Annotated in this window: 14 protein-coding genes; 9 read left to right on the top strand and 5 right to left on the bottom strand. The window is 69.3% G+C overall.

From position 1 onward, the window contains the following. The first annotated feature begins 126 nt into the window (after positions 1-126). The 3 genes from AC6CH2_RS05015 (at position 127) to AC6CH2_RS05005 (ending at position 3,437) form a co-directional block, all read left to right on the top strand. Entirely contained in the window at positions 127-1,260 is a 1,134-nt protein-coding gene (locus AC6CH2_RS05015; RefSeq protein ID WP_498268230.1) for an acetyltransferase domain-containing protein, read from the top strand. A 266-nt stretch (positions 1,261-1,526) separates the two neighbouring features. Beyond that, positions 1,527-2,780 (top strand): family 8 glycosyl hydrolase, encoded by a 1,254-nt coding sequence (locus AC6CH2_RS05010; RefSeq protein WP_498268229.1) that lies wholly within the window; start codon positions 1,527-1,529, stop codon positions 2,778-2,780. A 204-nt stretch (positions 2,781-2,984) separates the two neighbouring features. Beyond that, positions 2,985-3,437, top strand: a complete 453-nt coding sequence (locus AC6CH2_RS05005; RefSeq protein ID WP_498268228.1) for a hypothetical protein — start codon at positions 2,985-2,987, stop codon at positions 3,435-3,437. A gap of 70 nt (positions 3,438-3,507) precedes the next feature. Here AC6CH2_RS05005 and AC6CH2_RS05000 read toward each other — a convergent pair whose 3' ends face one another. Continuing rightward, complete coding sequence (locus AC6CH2_RS05000; protein ID WP_435394514.1) at positions 3,508-3,702, bottom strand: hypothetical protein; 195 nt, start codon at positions 3,700-3,702, stop codon at positions 3,508-3,510. A gap of 274 nt (positions 3,703-3,976) precedes the next feature. On the opposite strand from AC6CH2_RS05000, the gene AC6CH2_RS04995 reads away from it, so the two are divergent. Beyond that, positions 3,977-4,765: an N-acetylmuramoyl-L-alanine amidase gene (locus AC6CH2_RS04995; RefSeq protein WP_498269088.1), complete on the top strand. Its 789-nt coding sequence runs from the start codon at positions 3,977-3,979 to the stop codon at positions 4,763-4,765. 6 nt (positions 4,766-4,771) lie between these two features. Here AC6CH2_RS04995 and AC6CH2_RS04990 read toward each other — a convergent pair whose 3' ends face one another. Then, complete coding sequence (locus AC6CH2_RS04990; protein ID WP_498268227.1) at positions 4,772-5,347, bottom strand: NADPH-dependent FMN reductase; 576 nt, start codon at positions 5,345-5,347, stop codon at positions 4,772-4,774. Between the two features lie 174 nt (positions 5,348-5,521). Next, positions 5,522-6,757 carry an APC family permease gene (locus AC6CH2_RS04985; RefSeq protein ID WP_498269087.1) on the bottom strand — a complete coding sequence of 412 codons (1,236 nt, stop codon included), beginning with the start codon at positions 6,755-6,757 and terminating at the stop codon, positions 5,522-5,524. 637 nt (positions 6,758-7,394) lie between these two features. Between AC6CH2_RS04985 and AC6CH2_RS04980 the strand changes: the two genes are divergently transcribed. Continuing rightward, on the top strand, positions 7,395-8,189 hold the full coding sequence (locus AC6CH2_RS04980) for a lytic transglycosylase domain-containing protein (RefSeq protein ID WP_498268226.1): 795 nt from the start codon (positions 7,395-7,397) through the stop codon (positions 8,187-8,189). A gap of 45 nt (positions 8,190-8,234) precedes the next feature. On the opposite strand, the gene AC6CH2_RS04975 is transcribed toward AC6CH2_RS04980, so the two are convergent. Further along, positions 8,235-9,383 (bottom strand): PQQ-dependent sugar dehydrogenase, encoded by a 1,149-nt coding sequence (locus AC6CH2_RS04975; protein WP_498268225.1) that lies wholly within the window; start codon positions 9,381-9,383, stop codon positions 8,235-8,237. Positions 9,384-9,578: 195 nt separating this feature from the next. Continuing rightward, the gene (locus AC6CH2_RS04970; protein ID WP_498268224.1) at positions 9,579-10,082 is read right to left on the bottom strand and encodes a hypothetical protein; all 504 of its coding nucleotides are present in this window, start codon (positions 10,080-10,082) and stop codon (positions 9,579-9,581) included. A gap of 288 nt (positions 10,083-10,370) precedes the next feature. Here AC6CH2_RS04970 and AC6CH2_RS04965 point away from each other — a divergent pair, with 288 nt between their 5' ends. From AC6CH2_RS04965 to AC6CH2_RS04950, 4 genes are all read left to right on the top strand, one after another. Continuing rightward, the gene (locus tag AC6CH2_RS04965; RefSeq protein WP_498268223.1) at positions 10,371-10,559 is read left to right on the top strand and encodes a CPXCG motif-containing cysteine-rich protein; all 189 of its coding nucleotides are present in this window, start codon (positions 10,371-10,373) and stop codon (positions 10,557-10,559) included. Positions 10,560-10,686: 127 nt separating this feature from the next. Further along, complete coding sequence (locus AC6CH2_RS04960; RefSeq protein WP_498268222.1) at positions 10,687-11,793, top strand: winged helix DNA-binding domain-containing protein; 1,107 nt, start codon at positions 10,687-10,689, stop codon at positions 11,791-11,793. 358 nt (positions 11,794-12,151) lie between these two features. Further along, entirely contained in the window at positions 12,152-12,535 is a 384-nt protein-coding gene (locus AC6CH2_RS04955) for an EF-hand domain-containing protein (protein ID WP_498268221.1), read from the top strand. Positions 12,536-13,690: 1,155 nt separating this feature from the next. Beyond that, the coding region (locus tag AC6CH2_RS04950; RefSeq protein ID WP_498268220.1) for a hypothetical protein at positions 13,691-14,542 on the top strand (852 nt) is incomplete at its 3' end.

Genomic DNA, 14,542 nt, shown 5'->3' with positions numbered 1-14,542 from the left:
AGCACGCCGTCTACCGTCGCCGCACCGGATCGGCCTGGGGCCGATCCGCTATCGTCGAAGCTGCTCCCGTCCGATCCGCTCTCGTCCCCTCCCGGACTGACCCGCCCGGGCGCAGCGCGCCTGGACATGGTCGACGCGTTGCGCGGGCTGGTGATCGCGTTGATGGTGCTCGACCACGTCCGCGACTACTTCCATTGGCAGGCGTTCGCGTTCAACCCGACCGACCTGGCCAGGACCACGCCGCTGCTGTTCGCGACGCGCTGGATCACCCACCTGTGCGCGCCGAGTTTCGTCCTGCTGGCCGGCGTATCGATCTTCCTGCAGCAAGCCGGCGGCTATCCGCGGCCGGCGCAGTCGCGGTTCCTGCTCAGTCGCGGGCTGTGGCTGATCGGGCTGGAGCTGACCGTGATCGTGTTCGGTTTCAACTTCGTCTGGCCGTTCCTGTTCCTGCAGGTGATCTGGGCGATCGGCGTCGGCATGCTGGCGATGGCGGCGCTGATCTGGCTCCCGCGCCCGGCGGTGCTTGCGCTCGGCATCGTCATCGTCGCCGGGCACGGGGTGCTGGGCGAATTCGATGCGAGCCGCTGGGGCGCGCTGGCGCCGCTGTGGACCCTGGCGATGCGGCCCGGTGCGGTGCCCGGCATCGAAGGTTTCGTCGCCTATCCGGCTTTGCCCTGGGGCGGCATCCTCTGTCTCGGCTATGGCCTCGGCCCGCTGTTCCTGCTCGATGCACCGCACCGGCGCCGCGCCATCGCCGCGCTCGCCCTGGCGATGCTGGCGGCGTTCGCGCTGCTGCGCGCCGGCAGCGGCTTCGGCGACCCCGCGCCGTGGCTGCGCCAGGTTGAGCCGCTGTTCGACGCGATGGCCTTCCTCAATGTGTCCAAGTACCCGCCTTCGCTGCTGTATGCCCTGGTTACGGTCGGTGTGTCGCTGCTGCTGATGCTGGCGCTGGAGCATGGCCCGGGTCGGCTGCGGCGCGTGCTGCTCGCGTTCGGCCGCACGCCGTTGTTCACTTACTTGCTGCATATCTATCTCGTGCATGGCCTGGCCTTGCTGATCGGCGTCGCCAGCGGCATTCCCGCGACCGTGTTCGTGGGCATTCTCGGCAATCCCGGGCGCGTCGCCGAATCGGGTTGGGGCGTAAGCCTGCCGGCGGTGTTCGCGGTGTGGCTGGGCGTGCTTGCGGCGCTGTACCCGCTGTCGCGCTGGTTCGCCGGGGTCAAGGCGCGAAGGCGCGATCGCTGGCTGAGTTATCTCTAGGTCTACGACCATCGTCTATCTGCGAAGCCGGCCCGCCGCGTTCACGCGCGCGGTCACGTCTGAACGAATGCTGCGCCGCGCCGCGCGCTAGCCTCGTCGTGCGTCCGGCGCGGTGCAACGCGCATCGGCGGACGCGCCACGCCGCCACGCCGCACTCGACCCGCTCATCGAATACCAGCCACGCCGCGCCGTCCCATCGGAGCGGCGAATGGCGAAGTGCGCGCGGCGCCCGCCAGACCTTGGTTCCCCACCTTCGGAGACGTCCCATGTCAGTGCACACGAAAACGACGCGCCGCCCCTTGTTGCGGCGCTGCCTGCAATCGCTCGCCCTAGTCGTCGCCACCACCGCCGCGCTGTCGGCCACGGCCGCGCCCAACTTCCCGTTCGGCAGCCACCGCCAGGCCTACGCCGGCGGCACCCTCAGCCCGAGCGTCGGCCGCGCCGCCGCCGATCAGTCCACCGCGTCGTTCTATCGCACCTGGAAGCAGCGCTACCTCGTCCCGGGCTGCAAGGCCGGCGAATACCGGGTCAAGGCCGGCACCGGCGACGGCGCCTACGTGGTCTCGGAAGGACAGGGCTACGGGATGCTGATCACGGTGATGATGGCCGGCGAGGACCCCCAGGCGCAGGCCTTGTTCGACGGCCTGCACCGCTACAACCGCGGCCACCCCAGCTCCAACGACAGCGATCTGCTGGCCTGGGCCCAGAACGCCAGTTGCCAGAACATCCTCGGCGCGGCTTCGGCCACCGACGGCGACCTCGACATCGCCTACGCCCTGCTGCTGGCCGATGCGCAGTGGGGCTCGGGCGGGGCCATCAATTACGCCGCCGAGGCGCGCCGGGTGATCGCCGCGATCCGCCGCAGCAACGTCAACCCGACCACCAGGCTGGTCAACCTGGGCGACTGGGTCGGCACCGATACGCCGAAGCATTACTACGCCACCCGCAGCTCGGACTGGATGCTCGGCCACTTCCGTTCGTTCGCCAGCAAGCTCGGCGACAGCTACTGGACCGGCGTACTCGGCGCGCACCAGACCCTGCTGTCGACGATGCAGGGCAGTTACGCGCCGAACACCGGCCTGGTGCCGGACTTCATCGTCAACACCAACACGACCGCGAAGCCGGCCCCGGCGAACTTCCTCGAGGCCGATACCGACGGCTACTACTCCTGGAACGCCGGACGGGTGCCGTGGCGGATCGGCATCGACGCCGCGGTCAGCGGCGACAGCCGTTCGCGCAGCGCCGCGCGCAAGCTGAGCCAGTGGATCCGGGCCAAGGCCGGCAACGACCCGTACCGCGTGCGCAGCGGCTATCGCCTCGACGGCCAGGTGGTCGAGAACTACAACAGCATGTTCTTCACCGCGCCGTTCGCGGTCGCCGCGACCGTCGACCCCGATGGTCAGGCCTGGCTCGACAAGCTATGGAGCTATACCGTCTCCAGCGGCCCCAGCGACTACTACGGCGACAGCGTCAAGTTGTTGTCGATGCTGGCGGTGTCGAACAACTGGCTCAAGCCCTGAGCAGACCCGGACCGTCGAACGAACCGCCCGATTAGGACAAGCGCCTAGGTCGAAAGTCTATGGAGTGTGCCCGGCGTCCCGATTAGGATCGGGACGCCGGTCGTCGACTGCGATGGGCCGGCACCGACCATCCACGACAGGCGAGCGAACCGGAGGGTTCGCCCCCGCGGCGTTCGCGCCGTACTCGACGAGGCATAAGGGACCATGCGAAAGATTCTATCGACCTTGATTCTGGCCGCGGCTTGCGCAACGGCCACGGCGTCGCCCGACCGGGCACCGTTCGAAGTACAGGGCGTGCTGGAGCAGCAAAAGCAGATTCGCGTCGAGGTCGAGGCCGGCAAGGGCGCCTACGGCGGACTCGATGCGAATGCCCGCCGCGAACTGGCGACGCGCCAGGAGCGCTTGGTCAAGCTGCTCGAAGGCCGTCGCTACGAAGATCTCAGCGAAAGCGAACGCGAAAGCGCGCACAGCGATCTGGCCTGGATCGCGCAGGCCGCCCGCGGCGAAGAAGAGAAGCTGATCTGCGAGCGCGTGCGGCCGATCGGCAGCAACCGGGTCGAGCGCGTGTGCAAGACCGCGTCGCAGCGACGCAAGGAGCAAGAAGCCCGCGGCCAGGACCCGGAGCTGTTGCGCCAGCAGGGCCGGCCGACGATGTAATCGCCGCGGCTCGCGACCTGCCGCGCGGGTCGGCCCGCGCGGCAGGCGGCCGCGTCATCGCTGCAGCGGATCAGTCGCAGCAGCGGCAGGGTTCGCCGTTGCCCGGATACCAGCCCGGCAGGCCGCCGCAGCGGTCCTGGCAGATCTTGTAGCTGCACAGAGCCTGGTCGGCGGGCGCCGACGAGGCCGCCTGGGCGATGCCGAAACCGAAGCCGAACGCGGCCAAGGCGAATGCTGCGAGGAACCCGAAACCTTTGCGCTTCATGGGTGATTCTCCTGTGTTGGCGAACCGTCGTGGCGAATCGTCCGGCGCCGTGCGCCACGTTGGCTCGGCGTCGGCGGGGCAGGAGCGAGCGCCCGTGCCGGCGGCCACTGTAGGCGCCCGGGTAGTCGCGTACTGGCGAACGCGTCACCAAAGCGCGGGCGGCAGCGGATGAACAGGCGATCGCCGAGCCTGGGTGCGACCGCGCATTGCCCGCGGTCGTCGGCTCGCGCGATCATCGGCGCAACGATCGCCTCACGAGCGCCACCGCGTGTCCATGCCTTATCGCCGTCCGCTGCAGTCGTGCGCCATGGCGCTGGTCCTCGTCCTGGGCGCCTGCGCGACCGCGCCGCCGCATAACCCGCTCGCGCAATGGCAGGGTTCGCCGAACTACAACCAGCGCGGCGCACAGCTGATCGTGCTGCACCACACCCAGATGGAAAGCGCAGAGCGCGCGTTGCGGACCCTGCAGACCCGCAACTCGCAGGGGCGGGTCAGCGCCCACTATCTGATCGGAGCCGACGGCCGCATCCATCAACTGGTCGCCGACGGCATGCGCGCCTGGCATGCCGGCGCCGGCAGTTGGGGCCCGGTCAGCGACCTCAACTCGGCCTCGATCGGCATCGAGCTCGACAACGACGGCAGCGAGCCGTTCGAGCCGGCCCAGATCGACAGCCTGCTGCGCCTGCTCGAAGATCTGACCCGGCGCCTGGGCATTCCGCGCCATGCCATCCTGGCTCATGGGGATCTCGCGCCGACGCGCAAGACCGACCCGAGCGTGTTGTTCCCCTGGCAACGCCTGGCCGAGGCCGGCTTCGGCCTGTGGCCGCGCGCCGCGCCGGCCGAGCCGCCGCCGGGCTTCGATGCCTGGGCGGCGCTGCGCTTGATCGGTTACGACCTGCGCGACCCGGGCGCGGCGCTGGCCGCGTTCCATCGCCGCTTCCGCGGCAACGAAGCGCGCGAGTGGCAGCCCGGCGATACCGCGATCCTGTTCGATCTGCAGCGCCAGCTCATGCAGCTGCCGGACGGCGCGCCGGTGCCGCCGCCGGCCCCGCCGTTGCGTTGAGCGCGCTCAGGCCGCGGCCTCGTACGGCGCGGTCGAACGCGCATCGCGCAACGCCCGCGACCACCAGCCCAGCCGCGACAGCATCGTGGTCATGGCCTTGCCCGCGGCTTGCGGATCGCGCAGTTCGCCGTCGGGACCGAATTGGCGCCAGGCGCTGACCAGGTTGACGCTGTCGCGCAGGGTCACCGCGTGCAACTCGGCGAAGACCTGGCGCAGTTGCTCGATCGCGCGCAGGCCGCCGGAGCTGGCGCCGTAGCTGACGAAGGCGACCGGCTTGGCCTGCCACGGCTCGTAGCAGGCGTCGATCAGCGCTTTCAGCGGCGCCGGATAACCGTGGTTGTACTCGGGCGTGACGATCACGAAGGCGTCGGCGGCATGCAGGCGTTGGCGCAACTGCTGCAACTGCGCTTCGTCCCGGCGCAGCACGCGGCCGGACAACGGCCAGTCGACCGGATCGATGGGTACGGTGTCGAAGCCGCCGTGGCGGTCGATATGGCGCTGGGTCCATTCGGCGACGACGTCGCAGAAACGGCCCTCGCGCGCGCTGCCGTAGATCAGCGCAAGTTGGATGTTGGCGGACATGCGGGTCTGTGGTTGGGGAACATACCGGCAGCTTAAAACCTCAAGTAATATCGAGGTCAAGCTGCGTCGAAGGCTCGGTTGCGCGCCGCGGCGCGTGCCTAGGTACCGGCCTGCTGCGTTGCGCAGCGCCGACGTGCCTTCGCCGGCGTGCTTTGCCCGTGCCGTGCCGCGCCGTCAGGCTTCCGGCTGGCGCCGGAACTTGTAGATCACCGCGCCGACCGCCAGCGCGATCGCCGCGGCGATCAGGTTGGCTGTGCTGGCGCTGGCGAGCAGGCCGAGCGACAGCGCGATCGCCGCGACCGGAATGATCGGGCCGCCCGGCAGTTGCAGGGCTCCTTCGCTCTTGCCGTGGCGCTTTTGCAACACCAGCACCGAGACCGCGGTGCCGATGTAGGTGCACAGGCGCGCCACCACCGACAGCAGGGCGAGTTGCTGGAACGACCCGGTCAGGGCCAGCGCCAGCGCGACCACGCCGAGCAGCACCACCGCACGCGCCGGGGTGTGGAAGCGCGGATGGATCGCCGACAGGGCGCGCGGCCCGTAGCCGTCCTTCGACAAGGCCAGCAGATAGCGCGGCCCCATCATCACCGTATTGCTGTTGGTGCCGAGGATCGAGATCGCCGCGCCGACCGTCAGCACCAGGGCCAGGCCGGTGCCGCTGAAATGCGCGGCGGCCTCGGCGAGCGGGCTCGAGGACTGGGCGATGCCCGGCAAGGTGCCGAGGGCGACCAGCTGCACGGTGAAGTAAATGATGGTGACCAGGACGATCATGGTCAGTAGCGCGAACGGCACGTCGCGGCGCGGATTGCGGTATTCGCCGGCGGCCGCAGGCAGGTTCTCGAAGCCGGCATAGGCGAACAGCAGCAGCAACGCGGCCTCGCCGAGGTGATCCATCGGCATCGGCGCATCCGTGGACAGCAGCGAAGCATCGAAATAAAACGCGCCGATGGCGACGAACAGCAGCAGGGGCAGCAGCTTGCCGATCGCCAGGGCGACCCCCGCCCGCGCCGCGGTGCGCACGCCGATGACGTTGATCAGCACCAACAGGGCGAGCGAGCCGGCGACCACCAGCACGCGCGCGACTCCGCCCTTGGCGGCCGGCCAGAACAGCCCGACCGCTTCGGCCAGGCCGTTGCTGAGCGAGGCCGCGGTGGAGATGCGCGTCACCAGCAGCATCCAGCCGACCTCGAAACCGGCGAACGGGCCGAAGGCTTCGCGGGCATACAGATAGCCGCCGCCGGGTTGGTCGAAATAGCTCGCCGCCTGGGCGTAGCACAGCACCAGCAGCGCCACCGCGAAACCGGCCAGCAGCACCGCCCACAGGCTGGCCGGGCCGAGCAGGGCGGCGGCGGTCGCGGGCAGCAGATAGATGCCGCTGCCGATCACGTCGTTGATCGACAGGCCGACGATCTGCCAGCGGCTGACGGCGCGGACGGTGCCGGGGCGTCCGTCGTCCGAAGCAGGGGCCGCATGGGCGGCGGGCGAGGACGAAACGGGCGCGTGCGGCGTCGGCTGGCTCAAACGGTGGTTCCCCTCGCTCGGTGGCGGTGCGGCGGACCGCATGCGGCGCCGATCTTGTCGCACCTTAGTGCCTGCGGCCCGCCGCTTTCAATCCGCACTGCGGCATGTCGCCCGGCGCGCAGCCCACAAGCAGGCCGGACGCGGTCGTCGTGGGGGCAGCCGACGCGTGCGAGCCTCGCGGTGCGGTCCCGACGCGCCCGCTGCGCCGGGGTGCGCCGAGCCGGATCGATCGGGCCGCGCTCGTAAGCGTTTTGTTGTGTTCAGCCGCCGCCGTGTGCGGCGGCTCCGCCGGCGAACGGCGACGGTTCGGGTACCTGATTCCAGGACGGCGGCCATCGCCCGCGATGGCCGCCCCAGCCAACGCAGAAGGGCGGCCGCGAGGCCGCCCTTTCTGTTGCGCGCGGCCAGGGCGGACGGGCCGGCCGGCGCTGCCGGCTGAACGCGACCTTGGCAATCGTGAACCCAGCGCCGCCGGCCTGACCTTCGGCGCTGGCGCCGGCCGCCGGCGGGCCTAGAATCGCCGCGAATGAACGCCCGTCCGCCCGCCGCCGCCCTGCGCATCGTCGCCGCCCTCGTCCTGTCGACGCTGGCCGCGGGCGCGCAGGCGCGCACCGTGTACCGCTGCGTGCGCGACGGCACCGTCAGCCTCGCCACCGCGCCCGAGCCCGGTTCGCGCTGCGTCGCCAAACAATTCGACGACAACGCCGCCAAGCTGCCCAACCTGTGGGGCGAGATGGGCGTGATCAACGGCAACCTCTACGAGCGCCAGCAGGACGGCAAGACCGTCTACAGCACGCGCAAGCTGCCCGGCTCGGTGCGGGTGATGGGCTTCACCGTGGACACGCCGCCCGGCGAGCCCGCGCATCCCGGCCTGGGCAAGGTCGGCAAGGCCCAACTCGACAAGTACCCGGCGCAGTTCCGTTCCGCGGCCAAGGCCAACGGCCTCGACGATGCCTGGTTGCGCGCGATCGCCCATGCCGAGAGCGGCTTCGACGCAAAGGCGGTCTCGTCCAAGGGCGCGCAGGGCGTGATGCAGTTGATGCCGGAGACGGCCAAGGAATACGGCGTGCTCGATCCGTTCTCGTCGGCCGAATCGATCAATGCCGGCGCACGTCATCTCAAGGCGTTGATGCGGCGCTACAAGGGCGATTTGATGTTGGTCGCGGCCGCCTACAACGCCGGCATCGGCACGGTGACCCGTTACGGCGGCGTGCCGCCGTATCGCGAAACCCAGGAATACATCGCCAAGGTGCAGGCCCTGCACCAACGCTATCAACTCGCGCTCGGCACGCGCAAGCCGGTGTTGAAAGCCGCGCAATAAGCGCCGCCCTCTCCCGGCTTGGGGAGAGGGCGGGCCGTGTCGGCCTTATAGCGGGGTCAGACGCAGCAGCCGCGCGCCGGTGCCGTCTTCGAGCACCCAGACGTCGCCGTTCGGGCCTTGCTCGACTTCGCGGATGCGCTTGCCCATCGGATAGCGCTCGGCCTCGGCGGCGGTGGTGCCGCTGAAGCGCACGCGGATCAGCGCCTGCGAAGCCAGGCCGCCGATCAGGCCGTTGCCGGCCCAGGCCGGGAAACGGGTGCCGGAGTAGATGATGAAGCCGGCCGGCGCGATCACCGGCGTCCACCAGGCTTCCGGCGCGTTGAGATCCGGGCGGGTGCTGTGGCGCGGGATCGGCGTGCCGTCGTAGTGGTCGCCCTGCGAGACCAGCGGCCAGCCGTAGTTGGAACCGCGTTCGATCAGGTTGAGTTCGTCGCCGCCCTTCGGCCCCATCTCGTGGATCCACAGCTGGTTCTGCGCATCGAAAGCGATGCCGAGCAGGTTGCGGTGGCCGTAGGACCACACCGTCGCGGCAACGCCGCCGCGGCCGTAGAAGGGATTGTCGGTCGGTACGCTACCGTCGTCGTTGAGGCGGATGACCTTGCCGAGCGAGGAGTTGAGGTCCTGGGCGGGGTCGAACTTCTGTCGCTCGCTCGAGGTGATCCACAGCTTGCGGTCGGGGCCGAACGCCAGGCGATGGCCGTAGTGATTGCTGCCGCTGACTTTCGGTTGGCGCCAGATCACCCGCAACTCGCTCAGCGAGGCGCTGGTCGAGCCGATGTTGAGCCTGGCGCGTGCGACCGCGGCGCCTGCGGTGCCGGTGGCGCTGCCGCGTTCGGCGTAGCTGATGTAGACGTATCGGTTGGTCGCGTACTGCGGATGCAGGATCACGTCGCCCAGGCCGCCCTGGCCGCCGTAGGCGACCGCGGGCACGCCGGTGACCGTGCGCACGCTTCCGCCGATGGTCTGCAGCTTGAGCACGCCGCGCTTCTCGGTGACCAGCAGGCGGCCGTCGGGCAGGAAGGTCATCGCCCAGGGTTCGTTGAAGCGCGCGACTTCGGTCGCGGTGAACGGCAGTGCCTTGGTGGATACGGCCGCGCTGTTCGCGCTGGCATGGTCGAGCGCGCAGGCCGCGGGCGCGGCGAAAGCGCCGAGCAGCGCGGTGGAGCAAACGAGAGAGAGCATCGAGCGGTTCATGGTGGGTCTCCGATGTCCGGCAGGCGTGGGGTTTGAGGCCGGCCGAGAGTGCCATCGAAGCACCGCCGGTCTTGCGACCGGATCGGCAGTTCGCGGCGCACGCGCGGGCGCCGCCGCGATTCGCAAACGCGATCACGCAGGCAATGAGGCCTGGACGCTACGAAGTCGTGAGCGCGCCGCCGCGGCGCGTCGGGGTCAGGCGAATGCCTTGAGCGAGTCGAACGGCAGCAACTCCGCGCCGACCGCTTCGCGCAACACCCGCGCCTCGGCCTGCCGCAGCAGGTCGCGGTCGCCGTCGATCACGACCAGGATGCGGCCTTGCTGGATGTGCGCGTCGAACTTGCGCCGGATCGGGTCGGGCAGGGCCGAGCCCATCAAGGCCGAGGCCCAGCAGCCGACCATGGCGCCGGCCGCGGTCGCGGCCGCGGCGCCGGCGATGGTCAGGCCGATAGGGGTGACGACGACCGCGAGCAGGCCGGCGAGCAGGCCGGTGGCGCCGCCGTAGCCGGCGCCGCGCAGCGCCGCCGACATCAAATCGGTATCGGCTTCCTTGCGCTCGTTCGGAATCGATTCGAGCTCGATGTCGGAACGCGCGATCAGCAGGATGTCCTCGTCGCGCACGCCGGCTTCGCGCGCGGCCTGCATGGCTGCCTGCGCGGTGGCGAGGTCGGGGGTGCTGAACACATGACGGGTCTTCATGTCGCTCTCCGGATGCGGTCCGCCGCTTCGCCGGCGCGCCAGCGTGGGACGTTCGCCGTAAGCGCTCGCTGCCGGGGCATGCAAGCGCGCCGATCGCATCGGGCCGGCCAGCGGCGGCTGCCGGCCCGCGCCGTATCGTCGTCAGCTTCCGCCGCAGCCGATGAGTCCAGAGTGAGCGTGCGGACGCAGGCGACGAACGGTCGCTGCCGCAGGCAGGAACGAGGAATCACTGGACGCCGGATTCGCGCCGGCACCATGCTATGGCGAGTCCGTCACCGGGGCATCGCCATGTTGCCGAGCGTCGAAGTCCAATGTCCTTACTGCGGCGAGCCGATCGACCTGGTCGTCGACGATTCCGCCGGCGACCAGCGCTATATCGAGGATTGCCAGGTCTGCTGCCGGCCGATCGTGGTTGCGGTGAGTCTCGACGAGGACGGCCGGCCGCAGGTCGCGGTCTACGCGGAAGACGAGGCGTGAGGCTGGCGGCTACGGGTCGAAGGCTCGTCCCGATACGCGCCTGGAGGCGGGTTTGACTCCGGTGCCGGGCGCGAAACCGGGCGCTGCCGCGGGCGCCGGTAGGTCCCGGCAAGCGGCCGCCGAGGTATTGAGCGCCCGCGCGCTGAATCGCGCGCTGCTGGCGCGGCAGTGCCTGCTCGAACGCAGCGGCGAGTCGGTGCCGGCGATGATCGAGCGCCTGCTCGGCCTGCAGGCGCAGGCGCCCAATCCGCCTTATCTGGGGCTGTGGACGCGCCTGCGCGATTTCGCCCTCGACGATCTGACCCGGGCGATGCAGGCCCGCGAAGTGGTTCGCGCGACGATGATGCGCGGCACCTTGCACCTGGTCAGCGCGCAGGATTATCGACGGCTGCGTCCGGTCTTGCAGCCGGTCTTGCAACGGCTGTCGTTGCAGAGCGGGCATGCGCGCGCGTTGAAGGGGCTGGACCTCGCGGCGGTGCGCCGAGCCGGCTTCGAGGCTTTGCGCGCGCAGCCGCTCAGTGCGACCGCGCTCGGCGAAGCCCTGGGTGCGCATTGGCCGGAGCACGACGCCAACCAACTCGCTTTGCTGGTGCGCGGCGCCGAGCCCTTGGTGCACGTGCCGCCCGCGGGCCTGTGGGATTCGCACAAGCCGGCCTGTTTCGCCACCGCGATCGACTGGCTGGGTGCGTCGATAGACGACAGCGCCGGCGAAGACGCGATCGACGCGATGCTGTTGCGTTATCTCGGCGCGTTCGGCCCGGCCAGCGCGCGCGATGCGACGACGTGGTCCGGACTGACCTCGGTGCGCGAGCGTCTCGACCGTCTGCGCCCGGGCTTGCGGGTGTTTCGCGACGAAGCCGGCACCGAGTTGTTCGACCTGCCCGAGGCGCCGCGTCCGGACACCGGCGCGCCGGCACCGGCGCGGTTGCTGCCCGAGTTCGATAACGTCCTGCTGTCGCATGCCGAACGTTCTCGAATCTTCGACGAGTCCCGGCGCGGCGCGATCTTCACCCGCAACGGTCTGGTCGCGGCGACGGTCCTGGTCGACGGTTTCGTCGCCGGGACCTGGAAACTGCAGCGCGATGGCCGCTGCGCGACTCTCAGCATCGCCCCGTTCAAGCGGCTCAAGGCCGCCGATCGCGAGGCGCTGGAGCGCGAGGCCGAGCATTGCCTGCGAGTGGCGGCGCCGGAACTGGCGCAGCGCGAGCTGCGGTTTGTCGCGGCCACTGCCTGACGGCGCCGGGACCTGCGCTCGCGAACGGGTATCGTCCCGCGCATGCGGCATGAAGGGCGGTTGCACGATGCGTGCGTCCACCGGTTGACCGGCCCATTCGTAAAGGTTGTGTTGCGTTCAGCGAATGCGCATCGGGCGCGCGCGGACAATTGACGCCGCAGGTCACGGTTTGCCGCGTTACGGCCGCTCACTTCGCCGACGGCCTAACGGCATCGCCCACGGCTGTGGTTAAGCCAACGTAGCTTTAACGCTTGCGGACGCCGATCGGTTCAGAAGCGCGGCGGCAAGGTGGACTCGTGCGGTAAGTCCATCGCCATCGAGACCGCGCAGTACAGCAAACTCATTCCAGGAGACACTCATGAACCAGATTTCCCGCAAGTCGCTGATCGGTACCTTGGCTCTGGTCGCATCGCTGTCCGCGCCGCTCGCGTTCGCACAGACCACCAACGCCGCGCAGACGCCGCCGACCGACGATGCCGCCGCGGCGGCCACGGGTGCGCAGGACACGGCAGCGGCTACCGCCGCACAGCCGACCGCCGCGGCTCCGCAGAAGAAGAGCTGGGCCGACGTCGATGGCGATAAGGACGGCAACCTGAGCAAGACCGAGGCCGCCGCGGTTCCCGCGCTGGGCCAGGTCTTTGAGCAGGCCGATTCGGATGCCAACGGCGCGCTGACGCCGGACGAATACAAGGCTTACGTCGCCAAGGTCCAGTCCAACGGCGGCGCCAAGAGCGGCGGCTGATTACCGCCCATCGGGGGCAGGATCTCCTGCGTTGTGTGTGAAAGGGCGGCTTCGGCCGCCCTTTTTTATGGGCGCGGCTTTACCGCGCGGCGGCTAGTGGGACGTGGCAGTGGTTGGGCGCGGTTCCCAGGGGAGCGTCGCGGCAATCCGGCCGACCTGCGGACCGGCCGCGGCCCGCATTAATGCGTCCCGTCGCCGTTCGAGCCCATGCGATCGGCGGCTTTGAGGGCGGCCCGGGCTGGTCCTGCGAGCGGCCGGCGCGTCTGTCGCCGGCCCCGCAGCCCCAACGCCGGTCCAGATCGCCGGCCCGCGGCCGACTTGCGAGTGTCCCGTGGACAGCTTGCGGACCGTTTAACTTCAGGCAACTCATTCAGTTACCGATGGCGATTCAGCGAGGCCCGGCTGTAACCGACAAACGGTCGTCTAAATTGGATGACTCCGGAGCAATCTGTGTTTATCGTCACATTAACGAGCTGTCGGGTTAGTAGATCGTTAAACGCAAGCCACTAAGCACATTACCTGTCGATTGCCTGTTCGGCGGTGTCCTGCCGCCTTCGGACAGGGTGCTTTGAGTGGTATTGGGCTGGTTGCGGCGATAGGACTCTCAGGGGGAGGGGACATGGCTCGACGAGATACCGGGGAAAAAGTTTCATTTGAAACAAATTCGCCGCCAGCCAGCGTGAAGCGCGGCCTGCGCTGTATCCGCGAGCGGGACCGATGTATCCGGTCCGTTTCGCCCCCGCTGGCGCCAAGTGGCGCCGCAAGTAAACAAAGTGACGCTTTGGGGCACATCCAGACCGAGCCGCTTTCAGAAATCTTCAGATTTCATAAAAGTGAGACCAGTGGCACAGTTTTTGCAGCCGCACTGAGCATGTCCGTGTCCGTTTTTCCTTCCTGCCAGGACCGCCCCCTCACCAGCTGAGGAGCGAATCCGGCAGGCCGCCTGTGACGCAGGCAGGCGGCAGTCGCTCGAGATCGGGCGATGCGAGGAGGGGCCGGGGAAGGAATCCAGCACTTAGCTAGCAACACGTCGCGTGCCAACGAGCTCGGCACGGCGGCAATCGGGGAGCAAACAGCGTGATCGCCAAATTCCAAGCCCTCGCGACAGCATTCAGCCGTCGCATGATCATGCCGGCCGCGTTTGCGGCCTCCCTCTTGCTGTCCGCGGACCCGGCGCAGGCCCAGGCCGTCAACACCGCGACCGTGACGCCCCCGACCGGGGTGACCGATCCGACCTGCAACGTCGCCAATCCACCGTGCAATAGCGCGACCGACAGCGACTCGATCCTGGCCTCCCTGACCTTGGTCAAGACGGTCACCAACGACAACGGCGGCACCGCAGTCGCGACCGCCTGGACGCTGCAGGCGGCGGGCCCGACCCCGATCAGCGGCGCCACCGGCGCTACCGCCGTCACCAATGCCCCGGTCAGCCCGGGCAGCTACACCCTCTCCGAGACGGGCGGCCCGAGCGGCTATACCGCCGGCACCTACAGCTGCATCGTCAACGGCGGCGCGCCGGTCGTGTCCAACAACCTGACGCTCGCCTTCGGCGACACCGCGACCTGCACCATCAACAACAACGACGATCCGGCTACCTTGACGCTGGTCAAGACGGTGACCAACGACAACGGCGGCGCGGCGACGATCAGCGACTTCCCGCTGACCGCGACCGGCCCGACCACGATCACCGGCGTCAGCGGCACCGCGACAGTGACCAATGCACCGGTCAGCGCCGGCGTCTACACCCTGACCGAAGCTTCGGTGGCCGGCTACACCGCCGGCGCCTGGAGCTGCAGCGCGGGCACTTTGTCGGGCAACAGTCTGACCCTGGCGAACGGCGTCTCGGCGACTTGTACGATCGTCAACGACGACCAGGCCGCGACTTTGACCCTGGTCAAGACGGTGACCAACGACAACGGCGGTACCGCGACGATCAGCGACTTCCCGCTGACCGCGACCGGCCCGACCACGATCACCGGCGTCAGCGGCACCGCGACAGTGACCAAC

The sequence above is a fragment of the Lysobacter sp. GQ73 genome (assembly GCF_059758755.1).
This window is presented reverse-complemented; position numbering and strand designations above follow the sequence as displayed.